Here is a 15,401-nt window from a genome sequence, read left to right as displayed (position 1 = left end):
TGGCCAAACAGGGTGGTCTCGATGATGCTCTCCTTTTTATATTTTTATCGTTTCTTCACTCGCCTTGCGGCACGCTGTAATGGCGGCGCCACAGGGCCAGGTAGCGCGCCTGCTCCGCATCCCAGCGTACATCATCCCAGCCCAGTTCATGCTGGCAGATGGCGCGCAGGCGCGACATGATAGCAAGCGCGCCGCCAGCCAGCTGCAAACCGAGGCGCGTGCGCCGCAGCAGCAAGTCGTCCAGGTGCCGCACGTCCTCCATGCGCGCGCCCCAGCGTAGCTGCGCCCACAGGGTCTGCGTGCCGGGAATCGGCTCCAGTTCGCCGTCCTGCGCCGCCTCGCACAACGCTTGCGCGGCCACGCCATGACGGCCCAGCAGGCGTTCGCGCTGCTCGCCATCGAGCGCCAGCGCCTTGCCCGACAGGGGCGGCGTTGCGGCGAAAATCGGCAAGGGACGCAGATCCGCCTGCCAGCCCGGCAGCAGCGGCGCGGCGCGGCGCAAGGCATCGAGGGCGATCACGCGAAACGTCGTCAATTTGCCGCCCGCCACCGTCAGCAAGCCGTTTTCCAGCCATAGCGCATGTTCGCGCGCTTCCTTCGACGGGTCAAGCTGGCCGCTGTCGATCACGGGGCGCACGCCGGCAAACGTGGCCAGCACGTCGTCTTCGCCCAGCGCCAGTTGCGGGAACTGCCAGCGCAGCGCCGCCAGCAGGTAATCGAGTTCCGCGCGCGTGATGGCCGGCTCCATATCCAGGCTGGCGCCGTGATCGACATCGGTGGTGCCCACCAGGGTTGCGCCCTCCCAGGGATAGGCAAACACGGGACGGCCATCGTGCGGATGCATCAGGCTGACGGCTTGCGCCAGCGGCAAACGCCAGGCGGGCAGCAGCAGGTGGCTGCCGCGCAGGGGTCGCAGTTTCGGCTTTTCTCCCACCTGGCCGCGCAAGCCATCGGCCCAGGCGCCCGTGGCGCTGATCACCAGGCGCGCGCGCGCGGTGCATACCGTGCCATCGAGCGCATCGTTCAAGGTGGCGCCGGCGACCTTGTCACCTTCACGCAGCAGCGCTGCCACGCCCAGGTAATTGACGGCCACGCCGCCATGGCGGCGCGCCTCCTGCAGCACGCGCAGCACCAGGCGCGCATCGTCCGTCTTGGCGTCCTGGTACAGCATGCCGCCCCGCAGATCGTCGCGCCGGATGTGCGGCGCCAGCATGGCAAAATCCGCCGCATCGACATAGCGGCGCGCGCGCCGGCCCGCCATCACGTCGTAGATGGCCAGTCCCAGCATGAACTGGCACCGCCCCGGCTTCCGGCCCCTGTAGTCGCCAAAGGCAAAGCCCTGCGGCTCGACCAGCCCCGCCGCATCCGTCAGCAAGGCTTGCCGCTCATGCACCGATTCGCGCGTCATGCCGAACTGGCCCTGCTTCAGGTAGCGCAAGCCGCCGTGCACCAGCTTCGAGGAGCGGCTCGACGTGCCCCAGGCGAAATCGCGCTGCTCCACCAGCAAGGCCTTCAAGCCGCGCCGCGATGCTTCCAGCAAGATGCCGGCACCCGTGATGCCGCCGCCGACGATCAAGATATCCCACTCGCGCGCCAGGATGCCAGGCAACTCCGCCCTGTTCACAAGCCGCCTCCCGCTTCGGGCAGCAGTTTGCCGGGGTTCATCATGCCCTGCGGGTCAAACTGGCGCAGCAGCGCGCGCATGGCAGCGATGCCCAGCTCGCCCTTCTCCGCCGCCAGCCATGGCGCGTGGTCCGTGCCCACCCCATGCTGGTGGCTGATGGTGCCGCCGTTGGCGACGATGGCGGCGCTGGCAGCGTCCTTCAGACTGCGCCAGCGCGCCATGTTTTCTTCAAATGTCGGCGCCAGCCGGTACACATACGTGGTGTAGACGCTGGCACCCTGCGCGTACACGTGCGACAAATGCGTGTACGCATGCACCTGTTCGCCGTGCTGCGCCAGCGCGCCGGCGCCCGCCTGCTCCAGCGCAGCCATCATCGCCGTGACGCGCGGCCAGTCAACGGCCGTTTCCACCGTGTCGATGACATAGCCGTGTTCCCAGGCCCCGTTGCGCAGGTAGACGTTGCGAAAGCGTCCCTGCTTCCATTTATCGCCCATATGCCGTCCCACGTGCACGCCCCCGTGCCGCCGCGCCAGCGCCAGGGCGCCGCGCAGGGCCGCGCGCGCCGTTTTTTCTTCTCCGCTGACGCCCAGCATCAGCATGCATTTGCCTTCGCCGCAGCCGCGCAGCGACAAATAGCGTTCCAGCAGTCCCACCAGTTTTTTATGCCCGGCCAGGGTCAACATGGTTTGCGTTTCCAGCGCATTCGACAGGCGCAGCATGCACAGCGGCAGGCGCGACTGGGCCAGTACCCGCACGGCTGCCTGCGCCTGGCCCCAGTCGGCGAAAAACACGGCGTGGAATGCTTCATAAGGCGGCAGCGGCGAGACGCGCACCGTCGCCTGCGTCAGGATGCCCAGCCGCCCTTCGGAACCAAGCACCATTTCGCGCAGGTCGATGCCGGCCGCCGAAGCGGGAAACGTGGGGATGCTCAAGGTGCCGGCCGGCGTTTCCACTTCGCCGCCCGCGAACAGCTGCTCGATGCGGCCATAGCGCAACGATTGCTGGCCCGACGAGCGCGTGGCGATCCAGCCGCCCAGGGTCGAATACTCGAACGACTGCGGATAATGACCGAGGGTGTAGCCCTGCGCGCGCAGCTGCGCTTCCAGGTCGGGGCCATACACGCCCGCGCCGAACGTGGCCAGCTGCGCTTCGCGGTCCAGGTGGCCCAGCGCGCACAGGCGCGCGAGGCTGATCGCCAGCACGGGACGCGGCCCCGCCGCCACCGTCAAATGCCCGGCCACGCTGGTGCCGCCACCATGCGGAATGACGGCCACGCACGCCTGGCGCGCATACGCGAGCAGCTGGCGCACCTGCAGCGCGCTGTCGGGAAAGGCCACCCCGTCGGGCACGGCACCGATGCGGCCATGGCGCAGCTTGAACCAGTCGGGCAGGCTTTGACCGAGCGCATGGCGCACGCGCGTGGCAGGCTTAGTGTCGATCAGCGGATGCGGCGCCAGGCGCGAAGCGGGCACCCGCGCGCAAGCGTCGTCGAAAGTGGCATCGACAATGCCGCTGCCAGGCCCCAGGCGCTCGCCCAGGAAGGCCAGCGCGTCCTCGCTCAGCGCATACGTGATGCTCTCGTCTCCCCAGCCATTCCAGCGTTGCATCGATATCCCCTGTGTTCGGCCAGTTGCGTGCCACGGCGGCTTGCTATACTGTTCTTGCCTGATTTTCTTGCTAGATCAATAGCATATGCCGCCACAGACGAAGGGTATTGGTTTTTCATGACAATCGCATTGTTCCATCATGACAAATACTGACGGCCGGGTCGCCGGCGCCTATCTGCTGCCGCTGCTGGAAGCGGCCGGCGCGCACGGCATCGATAGCGCCAGCCTGGCGCAGGCAGCCGGGGTGGCGCCACACGGCCTGGAAGCGTCTGCGCCCGGCCTGGCCGCGCGCGACTACGTGCGCCTGCTCGATGCGGGCGCGCAGTTGGCCGGCGATGCGCATTTCGGCCTGCACGTGGGCCAGCGCGTGCGCATGGGCACGTACAGCGCGTATGGCTTGATTTTGCTCAGTTGCAGCAACGTGGGCCAGGCGCTGGAACAGACGGCTCGCTACGAGCGGCTGGCGCACGACCTGGGCCGCTCGACCCTGCAGCGCGATGGCGCTGTCGCGCATTACCGCTGGGCCAGCAATTATCCGGGTGCCAGCCGGCACCTGGTCGACAGCGTCTTTGCCGGTGTCAAAGTCTGCGGCGACTGGCTGGCCGGCATGCCGCTGCCGCCGGCCCAACTGGCCTTCACCCACGATGGCGGCGGCGACTTGCTGCGCCATGCGGCGCACCGCGACGAATACGTGCGCGTGCTGGGCAGCCTGCCCGCCTTCAACGCCCCCGCCAACACGGCCACCTTCGACGCGCAATTGCTGGACTGGCCCGTGCCGAACGCCGACGTCAGCCTGTACCCCGTGCTGTGCCAGCATGCGGAACAATTGCTGGCACAGCGCCAGGCAGAAGCGGACACCGGCGGCGCCATCGACGCGCAAGTCCACGCGGCCATCGTGGCGGGCTTGCGCCAGGGTTCGGCGCGGCTGTCCACCGTTGCCGCCACCCTGGCCATGACGCCGCGCACCTTGCAGCGCAAGCTGGCCGACGCGGGCACCAGCTTCCAGGCCCTGCTGGACCAGGCCAGGTACGGCCTGGCGCGCGATTATCTGCGCGAGCCGGGTTTGTCGCTGGTCGACATCGCCTTCCTGCTCGGTTACCAGGAACAAAGCGCGTTCAATCACGCGTTTCGCACCTGGGCGGGCACCAATCCCGGCGCCTGGCGGCTACAGGAAATCCTTGACAGGCAGCAAGCCGTTTAGCCGTGCGCGGGGCATGCGCGGCCCGTTTTCTGGCTATACTGGCATAGTCAGGTTTTCCACGATCACTCCAACCCGCAATGCAAAGGATTAATATGCAACTCAAAGACAAAGTCGCACTGATTACCGGCGCCGCCAGTGGTATCGGCAAGGAAATGGCCATTGAATACGCGAAGCAAGGCGCCAAGGTCGTCATCGCCGACCTGGCCCTGGAAGCGGCCAGCAAGACGGCCGAGGAAATCAAGCAGGCTGGCGGCCAGGCGTTTGCCGTCGCCATGGATGTCTCGAGCGAAGAGCAAGTCGACAAGGGCGTGGCAGATGCGGCGGCCCACTTCGGCAGCATCGATATCCTGATCAGCAATGCGGGCATCCAGATCATCAGCCCCGTCGTCGACTATCCGTTCGACCAATGGAAAAAGATGCTGGCCATTCACATGGACGGCGCCTTCCTCACCACCCGCGCCTGCATGCGCGAAATGATCAAGGCCGGCCGCGGCGGCGCCATCATCTACATGGGTTCCGTGCACTCGCACGAAGGCTCGCCGTTCAAGAGCGCCTATGTTGCCGCCAAGCACGGCTTGCTGGGCCTGGCCAAGGTGGTGGCCAAGGAAGGCGCCAAGGATGGCATCCGCGCCAACGTCATCTGCCCCGGCTTCGTGCGCACGCCGCTGGTCGACAAGCAAATCCCTGAACAGGCGGCCCAGCTGAACATCAGCGAAGAGGACGTGATCAAGAAAGTGATGTTGAAAGACACCATCGACGGTGAATTCACCACCACGCAAGACGTGGCGCAAACGGCCGTTTTCCTGGCGGCGTTCCCGTCGAACGCCCTGAGCGGACAATCGATCGTCGTCAGCCACGGCTGGCACATGCAGTAGTGGACCCGCCCACATCGGCTGCGCGGCGCCCTGTGCGGCCTGCGATGCTCGCTGTGCTCCAGCACAGCTGCGCGTCTCGGCCACACATCGCTGCCGCTCGCGATGATGTGGGCGGACGTTGCAGCGTTAGCGTATCAACCTTCCTGCGCCTTTCCCGAAAGCTCCCAATTGCAAGACAACACTTACCGTCACCCGCGCGCGGGCTGGCCGGGGCGATTGTTTGCCGCGCTCGCCAATAGCACGCGCTTCGCCAACCTACGCCAGGCTGTCATGTCCCGCCTGCCCTTCCTGACCCTGCACAGCGACGTGCGCGATGTCATCTACGTGAGCTGGCTGGTCGACGCCGCTGCCGCGCAGCAATTGCTGCCGGCCGGCGCAACCCTGTGGCAGCGCGACGGCAAGACGCCATTTACCGTGCTGACCTACCGCCACGGGCATTTCGGCCCGGCCCCGCTCGGTCCCTTGCGCCGCCTGCTCCCGTCTCCCCTGCAAAGCAACTGGCGCCTGTACCTGGATCACACGCCTGCGGGCGCGCCGGACGTGCCTTGCGTGTATTTCTTGAAAAACATCATGGCCAGCTTGCCGCACGCGCTGGGCACGCGGCTGTTCAGCGATATCTTGCCGACCCACCTGGCCGCCGGCATGGCGCATGACGTGACGGCCACGCAGGCCCGCTGCAGCATTGCCAGCGGCGCCGGCAGCGCGCCGTCGCTGGACGTGCAGGCGGACATCGTCGCGGAGCATGGCCTCGATGCCGACTGGCAAGCGCTGTTCGGCAACTGGTGCGACGCCGTCGCCTTCCTCGCCTGCCAGGATGCGGCCATCGCGCATGTGCCGCGCAACGGCAAGCTGGTCTTCGGCGAAATCGACTTGCCCGTTGATGTGGATCAAGTGCAAGCGCTGACGGCCTTGCGCGCCGACTGCGGCTTGCTGGCGCAATTGCCACCCGTGTCAACGCCATTTGCCTTTCTCGTGCCCAGGGTGCCCTTCAAGGCGTTGTCAGAGCGCCTGCTGTAGCACGGCGGCGCTCGGGCGCGCGCAGGGACGTGGTCGGACCTGCCGGGCCGCCGCGCCGCCGTTCCAGCTTGAACAAGGCCATCGCCTGTTCCAGCTGCAAGGTCTGGTCTTGCAGCGAGGCCGAGGCGGCCGCCGATTCCTCCACCAGCGCCGCGTTCTGCTGCGTGACTTCATCCATCTGCGTGACGGCCATGTTGACCTGGCCGATGCCGTGGCTTTGCTCGCGCGACGCCGAGGCGATCTCTTCCATGATGCCGTGCACGCCCTGCACGGCGCCCAGCATCTCGGCGCTGCTGGCGCCCGCCTGCTGCGCCAGCTTCGCGCCCGCCTGCACCTGCGCCAGCGATGCCGTGATCAATTGCTTGATTTCCGTGGCGGCCGCCGCACTGCGGTGGGCCAGGCTGCGCACTTCGCCCGCCACGACGGCGAATCCCCGCCCCTGGTCGCCCGCGCGCGCCGCTTCCACGGCCGCGTTCAAGGCGAGGATATTGGTCTGGAAGGCAATGCCTTCGATGATGCCCGTAATGTCGCCGATCTTCTTCGATGAAGCGTTAATGTCCGCCATCATCGTCACCATCTGGTCGACGAGCTCGCCGCCGCGCCCGGCCAGGCCGTGCACCTTGCCCGCCATGTCGCTGGCATGCACGGCATTGCCGCTGTTTTGCTGCACCGTGGCGGCCAGTTGCTCCATGCTCGACGCCGTCTGCTGCAGGGCCGACGCCTGCGCTTCCGTGCGGCCCGACAAGTCCATATTGCCGGCGGCGATTTCCTGGCTGGCCATGCTGATGCGCAGAAAATTGCCGCGCACGTCGCCGACGATGGAATGCAAGTTCACGCGCAACTGGCGCAAGGAACGCAGCAACTGTCCCATCTCGTCGCGCCGCGTGGTGTCGAGCTCGCCCGTCAGGTCGCCGCCCGCCATCACATCGCAGGCCTGGCGCGCCTGCTGCAAGGGTTGCAGCACGGCGCGGTGCAAGCTGTGCCAGAAATACAGGGTCGCGCACACTGCCACCAAGGACAGGCCCGTCAGCCAGCCATGGATCGCAGCCGGCAACACGCCCGCATTCCACGCCAGTTGCAGCAGCAGAACGACCGTCAGCAAACCCAGATTCCAGCCGATGCGCTTGCCCAGCGGCAAGTCGCGCAGGCTCGCGAACTTGGCCAGCCAACCCGTGCGCACGGCCGCGCCCTGACTGATCACGATGCCATCGGCCTGCCCCGCCTTGATGCGCGCGTACAGGGCGGACGCCTGCGCCACCTGCTGGCGCGTGGGCTTGGTACGCACGGACATGTAGCCGACGGCCACGCCGTCCTCCACCACCGGCGTCACGTTCGCCAGCACCCAGTAGTAATCGCCATTCTTGCAACGGTTTTTCACCATGCCGCTCCACGAGCGCCCGGAGCGGATGGTGGCCCAGAAATCGGCGAACGCCTCGACCGGCATGTCCGGATGGCGCAGGATGTTTTGCGGCGCACCGATCAATTCTTCCGCGCTGTAACCGCTGACGGCGATGAAATACGGGTTGGCATACGTGATATTGCCTTGCAAGTCGGTAGTCGAGACGATGGTCTCGGTATCGCTCAGCTTGATTTCGGTGTCGCTGACGGGAAGATTGAGTCGCATGGTCGTATCCTTGGCTGTAGCCCGTGCGGGAGCGGGAGGAGAGTGGGAAATAGGCAAAACGCCGGACAGCGCCGCACCGGCGGCAGTCCGCATCGGCACATTAATTTTAATATTAAATTATTAATTTAAAGCGGCAATTTTCAAGGATGAGATTGCCTTGCAAATCTGCAAATATTGCGGAGGACGGCGTGGCCGCAGGGGGATGGCGAGAGCGAGGGCAATACCGGAACAGCGTGACTGTTCCGGCGGCAAACGGCGAGGCGTTTAACGGGGCACGTAGCGCCAGCTGGCGTTTTCCAGCATGAAGGTCAGTTCCGTCTTGATGGCTTCCGGACGGCTCGGCACGCTCAATTCCGTATCGCATACCAGATAGCCCGTCTTGCGCTTGACGTCGCACTCGTTGACGGACTTGACCTGCATCGTGCTCTGCGCTTCCTGCATCTGCACATCCTTGGCCGCTTCCGGATTGCGCGCCACTTCTTCCTTGGCCCAGGCGCGTATCATCGCTTGCGCCTCGGCCGGCGATGGCCCGGTGAACTTGGCGTTCTTGCGTTCGACGCCGACCCAGGTGCCGCCCTCGTTACGCAGGGGCAGTACGTTAAAAGCATCGCGCATGCCGGCGCTCATGCCTACCAGACACACCACTTCGCCCGGCACTTCCTGCGACTCCTGGCAGCCCTGCAGGCTGGTCACCTTGACGGCGATCGGTACCGGCATAGCCGATTGCATCTTGGCTTGGGTCTTGGCCACGCCCGCCTGCACAGCGGCATGGATTTGTTCGAGTGTCGGCATGGTGGCCGCCTGGGCCGGCAAGGCGGCGAACAGGGCGGCGGCGGTCAGGGCGAAGGAAGTCAGGCGCATGGGTGTCGGGAGTAGTGATAAAAGGCCGGCAGTCTAGCACTTTGCATCAAATCAGCTGTTTCTATAGGGAATTATCCACGGCATCGGGTGCGAGAAAGGCGCCGCCCGCGTCCGCCTGCCCGCGCAAGCGCAGGCCGATACCGCGCAGCATCTCGACCAGCTCGCGCAGACGCAAACCCTCGTCCGTCAGCCGGTATTCCACCTTCACGGGCACTTCCGCGTAAATCGTGCGCGTCAGCAAACCGGCCTCTTCCAGCGCGCGCAAGTCCAGGGTCAGCATGCGCTGCGAGATATTCGGCACGGCGCGGCGGATTTCGCTGAAGCGCTTCGGCCCCGCCATCAGATAGCTGAGCAGCACGGTTCTCCAGCGCCCGCCCAGCAAGCGCATGGCTTCTTCCACGGCGCAGCCGGAGACATTGTCTTTCATGCTTTGCTTCCCATCTGGTATAAAAAATGTACCTATACCACATTATTCTGCCTTCTTCCAAATAGTAACCATTGCCCTTAGACTGCCCTTCCCTCATCCCATCGGAGTTTCGACTTGGAAACCACCCTGATCTACAGCGTGCCGTTCGGCTGCTCGTTTGCCGCCCTCGCCGCCCTCGAATGGAGCGGCTTGCCGTATCGCCTGGCCCGCGTGGAAGCGCGCGATCCGGCCAGCAAGCAGCATCCCGCCTTTCTCGCCATCAATCCGCTGGGCCAGACGCCGGCCCTGCTCACGCACGCAGGCGCACCACTGCTGGAAAGCATGGCGATCCTGCTGCACCTCGCCGCCCGCGCGCCGCAGAGCGGCCTGGGTTTTGCGCAAGGCACGCCACAATACGACCGCCTGAACAGCGTGCTGTCCTTTTTGCACACGACCTTTCACGCGGCCTTCATGCCCGCCTTCGAGGCGTCGCGTGCGGCACCTGACGATGCGCGCGCGGCCGTCTGGCGCGAGATGGCCATCGAGAAGGTCAACAAAAGCCTGGCGCACCTGGAGCGCCTGCTCGCTGGCCGCGCCTGGCTGGCATCGGACACGGCGCCGACCATCGCCGACGCCTACCTGGCCGCCACGGCGCGCTGGGTCGATCCGCTGCAACTGGCCAGCCTGGCCGCCTATCCGCACGTGGCGCGCGTGCTGGCCGCGCTGGAACGAGACCCCGGCGTGCGCTTTGCCCACGCCATCGAGGCGGGCTTGCCGGCCACCAGCCAGGGCGGTTTCCTGGGCCATGTGGCGCTCGACCAACTGGCCACTCAGACCGGCTAACCGGCGGTCAACTCCCGCAGCAGGCGCGTCTTTATTGCTATGATGTCGGCCTGCCGGCGGTACAGCCGGCCACGTTCATATCACATCAACAACGTCGCAATAACATTGGGAGTTTGAATGAGTTTACGTCTGCTGCTCTTGGGAGCATTCAGTGCCGCCATGGCCACTACCGCCGCCGCAGTTGCTGCAGAGCCGGCGTTGGCCGCGCCGCGCGGTTTCACCGTGGAAGACATGGTTGCCATGGAACGCGTGGGCAGCCCCGTGCTGTCCCCGGACGCCACGCGCGTCGTCTACACGGTGCGCACCACCAACCTGGATAAAAACCGCGGCAACACGCAGCTGTGGATGATCGACCTGCGCGCGCCGAATGCGGCGCCGCGCCAGCTCACGCGCGGCGATGCCAGCGCCAGCGACCCGCAATGGTCGCCGAACGGCGACGCCATCTACTTCCTGTCGGGCCGCTCCGGCTCCTCGCAAGTGTGGCAACTGCCCCTGACCGGCGGCGAAGCAGCCAAGGTCACCGACCTGGCGCTGGACGTCGACACCTACCGTTTGTCGCCGCAAGGCGACCGCCTGGCCTTCAGCATGGGCGTCTTCCTCGATTGCGCGGATCTCGCCTGCACGAAAAAGCGCCTCGATGAAAAAGCCAAAAACAAGGCGAGCGGCATGGTCTACGACCAGATGTTCGTGCGCCACTGGGATACCTGGGCCGATGGCCGCCGCAACGCGCTGTACTCGGCACCGATCGACGCCACCGGCAAGGTCAGCGCCGCGCCAGTGAGCCTGAGCGGCACCCTCGATGGCGACGCGCCTTCGAAGCCATTCGGCGACAACAGCGAATACCACTTCAGCCCGGACGGCAAGACGGTAGCCTTCTCCGTGCGCGTGGCCGGCCGCACGGAATCGTGGTCGACCAACTTCGACGTCTACACGATTCCTGCCGCTGGCGGCCAGGCGCCGCGCAACCTCACGGCCGACAATCCGGCCTGGGATGCCAAGGCCACCTATTCGCCCGATGGCCGCACCCTGGCCTATGTCGCCATGACCAAGCCAGGCTTCGAAGCGGACCGCTTCCACCTGGTGCTGATGGATGTCGCCACCGGCAAGAAGCGCACCGTGGCCGACGACTGGGACCGTTCCGTGGCCGACTTCCGCTGGACGCCGGACAGCAAGGCTTTCCTCGTCGCCGCCGATGACGTGGGCCAGCACCGCCTGTTCCACATCGACGCGGCCAGCGGCAAGGTCGCTGCGCTGACGGGCAAGGGCGCCGTGGGCGACTTCGACGTGCGCGGCAATACCATCGTGATGGCGCAAGCCAACCTGGCCTCGGGCGCGCAGTTGTATACGCGCAAGCTCGATGCAAAGTCGGAAAGCGCACCGATGGTCCAGCTGACGAAGCAGAATGCGGCAGCCCTGGCCGACGTGCGCTTCGGCGAATATGAACAGTTCTCGTTCGCCGGCGCGAATGGCGAAACCGTCTACGGTCACGTCATGAAGCCGTGGAATGCCAAGGCGGGCGAAAAGTATCCGGTCGCTTTCCTCGTCCACGGCGGCCCGCAAGGCAGCTTTGGCAACAGCTGGAGCTACCGCTGGAATCCGCAAGTGTATGCGGGCGCCGGCTACGCCACCGTCTTCATCGACTTCCACGGTTCGACCGGCTATGGCCAGAAATTCACGGACTCCATCAGCGGCGACTGGGGCGGCAAGCCGCTGGTCGACCTGCAAAAGGGCCTGGAAGCGGCGACCAAGAAGTTCGCCTGGCTGGATCGCGAGCGCAGCTGCGCGCTGGGCGCATCGTATGGCGGCTACATGATGAACTGGATCGCCGGTAACTGGCCGGACGGCTTCAAATGCCTGGTCAACCACGACGGCGTGTTCGACAACCGCGGCATGGCGTACGCGACGGAAGAACTGTGGTTCACGGAATGGGAAAACGGCGGCCCGTACTACGACGCACCGGCCAAGCACGAACAGTTCAACCCCGTCAACTTCGTGAAAAACTGGAAGACGCCAATGCTGGTGGTACAGGGCGACCTGGACTTCCGCATCCCCACCGCGCAAGGCCTGGGTACCTTCACGGCGCTGCAGCGCCAGGGCATCCCGAGCAAGCTGCTGGTCTTCCCGGACGAAAACCACTGGGTGCTGAAACCGGCGAACTCGCTGCTGTGGCATCGCACGGTGCTCGATTGGCTCAATACCTACACTAAAAAGTAAGCCTGTTCCAAAGTAAAAAGCCGCACAGTTCGCACTGTGCGGCTTTTTTACGTCCGTCAAACTGCATCAATACGCAGTGAGCGCCTTGGCGAACTTCACGATCCACAAGCGGCTTGGACGCTCGCGGTCGTCGCCGCGCGCCACGCGGATGGTGTTGGCCGCGTTGCAGCCGGCAGCGCTGCTCGTGACGATGGCGCCGTTCGCGTCGACCGTGCACTTGGTCACGTCGGCATCCGCCACTTCCACGCCATTTGCGTCAAAGATCTTGGTTTTCAGGCCAAAGTCGTTGTCATTGGCCAGCGCGATGGTGGAGTCGTCGATCAGGGTCAGGCCTTCCGCCTTTTCCGCCGCCCAGCCGATGGCGTTCAAATCCAGCAGCAGCGTTTTCTTCAGCGGCGTGACGGCGGCCCAGTCGGCGCCATTGACGGCCGCGCCGCCCATGCTGCTTTTTTCCAGGTCCGACGTCGTCGCGTTGAAGGCGGCGGCCGCGATGTCCGTGGCGCCCTTCAGTTCCACCAGCATCAGCTTGTTGAAGACCTTGCCCGACGGCGCTGCGCCCTGCTCGATGACGAGGAATTTGCCGCCGCCCAGCGCCACCATGTCGCCCAACTTGGCGTTGCCCGTGCGGCCGTCCTGGTAGTCGGCGGCATTGAGCGGATACGCATACATCTTGCCGCTGGTACCCGTCGTCGGGTCGAATTCGATCCAGCGCGTGAAGCGGGCGAAGCGCTCGACCTGTTCATTCTTCTTCGTCACCGAATAGGGTGCCGTGCCGTCAGACAGGGGGCTTTGAAGGAAGGCGTACAGCTTGTCGTTGCTCGCATCTAAAGTCATGCCTTCCATGCCGCGGTTCGCGCGGCGCTTGGCGAACAGCGCAGGCAAGCCCTTGCCCGGCTCGTACTTGGCCTGGATGATGCCCGTGGCGGCATCAATCTTGACAATGAAAGGGCCGTATTCGTCGGACACCCACAGCGCATTGCGCTTCGCATCGACGACGATGGCTTCCGAATCGAGGCCGCCCGCATTGAAGACGGCCTTGCCGGCTGCATCGAACTTCATCGCATCCATGACGGGAATCTCGGCCGAATTGCCGACGGCGCCCACTGGCACGGGCAAGCCCGAGCTGTTGACGGTGGCCGATACCTTGATCGGTGTCGACGAACTCAGGACGGCGCCGTTCTTGCCCACCGTGAGCACGCCGAACGATGGAGTAAAACTGGGCGACGGGAAGATCTTGCTGCCGATGGTGCCCTTGCCCGAGGGATCGGGCACCAGCGGACCGTCGCCGTTCGGGCCGCGATCCGTCAAGCCATAGAATTCCAGGTCGCCTGCCGCATTCTTGCCCTTGTAGGCCAGGCCGGAGCCGTACGACGGCAGGAAGCCGTTCGGGAATTCGCCCTTGATCTTGGCGTTCGCGCCTTCGTACGGCACGTAGAATTTATCGGCCGCCTGGATCTGGTAGCGCGTCACCGTCACTTTCACTTCGCCCACGGGATTGGCTTGCGTCAGCGCTTCATTGACGGGCGCACCCGCCTTGGAGGCCAGCGTATCTTCGAAATGCTCGCGCACGAGGGCGCGGCGCTCCGCATCGACCGTGCGGCCGGCGAATTTCGCGCCCACGGCAGTCAAATGTGCGGCCAGGGCCGTGTTGAAGGCGGCCGGGGCGGCGGTAAAGTCCAGGGTCTTGCCGGCCAGCGCCGCCTTCACTTCGGCCGTCAGCCTGATACCGTTCGACGGATCGCTGTCGTCGTCGAGCAGTTGCAGCGCCAGCAGGCGGTTGATGACCTTGTCATCCGCCACGTTCGTGCTGGCGGCCAGCGCCAGCGGCGTGACGATGGCGCCGCATGGCGCCGAGCCCAGGGCCAGGCCGCCCATGCTGAAGGCCACCGTGTCGCCCGGGTTGCAAAGGAATTCGCCCTTGGCATTGGTACTGGCCTTGGCGGCGCTGCCTGCCACGTAATCGAGCCCTTCCACCGCGCCGTCGAGGAACACGCCCGTTTGCGCCACGGGCCTGGAAGGCTCCGCCGGCGTATTGTCGCTGCCGCCGCAAGCGGCCAGGGTCAGGCCGGCGGCGATGGCCAGCAGGGTCAGTTTCGGGATCGACGTTACGGCAGTATTCATGCATTCCTCGGCTAAGGTGGGTGGATTTAGCCGTGGAGCATAACCAGTCAACGTGACAAGCCCATGACAGTCCTCAAGCCTGTGGCATATCCGCCACGGGTCCGCCGATGCCGCCAAAGCGGCCATCGGCCTGGCGCCGGAATTCCTTGGGCGTGACGCCCTTCACCTGCAGGAAGCGGCGGTTGAAATTGGCCACGTTCTGGAAGCCCACGTCGTAGCAGACGTTCGACACGTATTGATCGGTGTCCATCAGCAGCTGGCACGCCTTGTTGATGCGCAAACGGCTGATGAAATCAGTAAAACTGTTACCCGTCGCCTTGCGGAAGAAGCGCGAGAATTTACTCAGCGACATGCCCACCTGCTCGGCCAGCATTTCCGCCGAAATCGGCTCGCGGTAATTGTCCGTGATGTAGTTGAGGACGGAATTGACCTTGGCCAGGGTGGCGTCATCGTCGTACGAACGCAGGGAAGCGCTCGACAGCAAGCGATAATTGGCCGTGCGCGCCAGTTTGCTCATCAGTTGCACGAATTCGGCGAAGCGCTCGGCGCCATGCGTGGCGCGGATGCGCGCCAGGTGCTGCTCGGCCTCGTGGCCCATGTCGAAAAATTCCACGCCATAGCTGGAGCGTTCCAGCAGCGGCAGCAGTTCGCGCAATTCGGGGATGACGCGCGCGGCGCCCGTCAACGGCGCGTGGGCGAATTGCACGATCATGTCGCGCAGGGCCACGCCGCCTTCCGGCATCACGTTGGAAATCCAGTTGTGCGGCAGGCGCGGGCCCGTCAGCACCAGGTGGCCGGGCGAGAATTCGCCGATATAGTCGCCCACGAACAGGCGCCCGCTGGTGGCGACGATCAGGTGCAGCTCATATTCTTCATGGCAGTGCCAGCGCACGCGCGAGCTGGGATAGCCGTGTTCCAGGTAATTGATGATGCCATCGTAGCTTTCGCGTTCCAGTTCGGGCGCCTTGCGCTCGCTGTCCTTCTGCCATAGGTGTTCCATGCTCGTCT

The 15,401-nt window shown here is 65.1% G+C and carries 12 protein-coding genes; 5 read left to right on the top strand and 7 right to left on the bottom strand.

All coding sequences use genetic code 11. From position 1 onward, the window contains the following. Positions 1–55: 55 nt before the first annotated feature. Both SJI03_RS17840 and SJI03_RS17835 read right to left on the bottom strand, forming a co-directional pair. Positions 56–1,624 (bottom strand): glycerol-3-phosphate dehydrogenase/oxidase, encoded by a 1,569-nt coding sequence (locus tag SJI03_RS17840; RefSeq protein WP_322428079.1) that lies wholly within the window; start codon positions 1,622–1,624, stop codon positions 56–58. Beyond that, on the bottom strand, positions 1,621–3,231 hold the full coding sequence (locus tag SJI03_RS17835; protein ID WP_322428078.1) for an FAD-binding oxidoreductase: 1,611 nt from the start codon (positions 3,229–3,231) through the stop codon (positions 1,621–1,623). The genes SJI03_RS17840 and SJI03_RS17835 overlap by 4 nt, the downstream gene beginning before the upstream one ends. Positions 3,232–3,370: 139 nt before the next feature. Between SJI03_RS17835 and SJI03_RS17830 the strand changes: the two genes are divergently transcribed. From SJI03_RS17830 to SJI03_RS17820, 3 genes are all read left to right on the top strand, one after another. After that, positions 3,371–4,432, top strand: a complete 1,062-nt coding sequence (locus SJI03_RS17830; RefSeq protein ID WP_322428077.1) for an AraC family transcriptional regulator — start codon at positions 3,371–3,373, stop codon at positions 4,430–4,432. 92 nt (positions 4,433–4,524) lie between these two features. Then, positions 4,525–5,307 carry a 3-hydroxybutyrate dehydrogenase gene (locus tag SJI03_RS17825; protein WP_099380595.1) on the top strand — a complete coding sequence of 261 codons (783 nt, stop codon included), beginning with the start codon at positions 4,525–4,527 and terminating at the stop codon, positions 5,305–5,307. 270 nt (positions 5,308–5,577) lie between these two features. Beyond that, on the top strand, positions 5,578–6,324 hold the full coding sequence (locus SJI03_RS17820) for a DUF2071 domain-containing protein (protein ID WP_322428076.1): 747 nt from the start codon (positions 5,578–5,580) through the stop codon (positions 6,322–6,324). Here the strand turns inward: SJI03_RS17820 and SJI03_RS17815 are convergent. The 3 genes from SJI03_RS17815 to SJI03_RS17805 all read right to left on the bottom strand — a co-directional run bounded on the left by SJI03_RS17815 (position 6,296) and on the right by SJI03_RS17805 (position 9,236). After that, positions 6,296–7,948, bottom strand: coding sequence for a methyl-accepting chemotaxis protein (locus SJI03_RS17815; RefSeq protein WP_322428075.1), 1,653 nt, complete (start codon positions 7,946–7,948; stop codon positions 6,296–6,298). The genes SJI03_RS17820 and SJI03_RS17815 overlap by 29 nt on opposite strands. A gap of 264 nt (positions 7,949–8,212) precedes the next feature. Beyond that, positions 8,213–8,809, bottom strand: coding sequence for a hypothetical protein (locus tag SJI03_RS17810; RefSeq protein WP_322428074.1), 597 nt, complete (start codon positions 8,807–8,809; stop codon positions 8,213–8,215). A gap of 61 nt (positions 8,810–8,870) precedes the next feature. Next, a complete protein-coding gene (locus SJI03_RS17805) occupies positions 8,871–9,236 on the bottom strand; it encodes a helix-turn-helix domain-containing protein (RefSeq protein ID WP_322428073.1) in 366 nt (121 codons plus the stop codon). Between the two features lie 114 nt (positions 9,237–9,350). On the opposite strand from SJI03_RS17805, the gene SJI03_RS17800 reads away from it, so the two are divergent. Further along, on the top strand, positions 9,351–10,058 hold the full coding sequence (locus SJI03_RS17800) for a glutathione S-transferase family protein (protein ID WP_322428072.1): 708 nt from the start codon (positions 9,351–9,353) through the stop codon (positions 10,056–10,058). A 117-nt stretch (positions 10,059–10,175) separates the two neighbouring features. Further along, complete coding sequence (locus tag SJI03_RS17795) at positions 10,176–12,272, top strand: prolyl oligopeptidase family serine peptidase (RefSeq protein ID WP_416208762.1); 2,097 nt, start codon at positions 10,176–10,178, stop codon at positions 12,270–12,272. Positions 12,273–12,338: 66 nt separating this feature from the next. Here the strand turns inward: SJI03_RS17795 and SJI03_RS17790 are convergent, their stop codons facing one another. Then, the gene (locus SJI03_RS17790) at positions 12,339–14,393 is read right to left on the bottom strand and encodes an esterase-like activity of phytase family protein (RefSeq protein WP_322428071.1); all 2,055 of its coding nucleotides are present in this window, start codon (positions 14,391–14,393) and stop codon (positions 12,339–12,341) included. A 73-nt stretch (positions 14,394–14,466) separates the two neighbouring features. Then, positions 14,467–15,393 (bottom strand): helix-turn-helix domain-containing protein, encoded by a 927-nt coding sequence (locus tag SJI03_RS17785; protein ID WP_099380587.1) that lies wholly within the window; start codon positions 15,391–15,393, stop codon positions 14,467–14,469. Positions 15,394–15,401: the final 8 nt, after the last annotated feature.

Source organism: Janthinobacterium sp. GMG1 (assembly GCF_034427795.1).
GTDB lineage: Bacteria > Pseudomonadota > Gammaproteobacteria > Burkholderiales > Burkholderiaceae_D > Janthinobacterium.
Note: the sequence above shows the minus strand (reverse complement) of the source record. Positions and strands in the feature narration are given on the sequence as shown.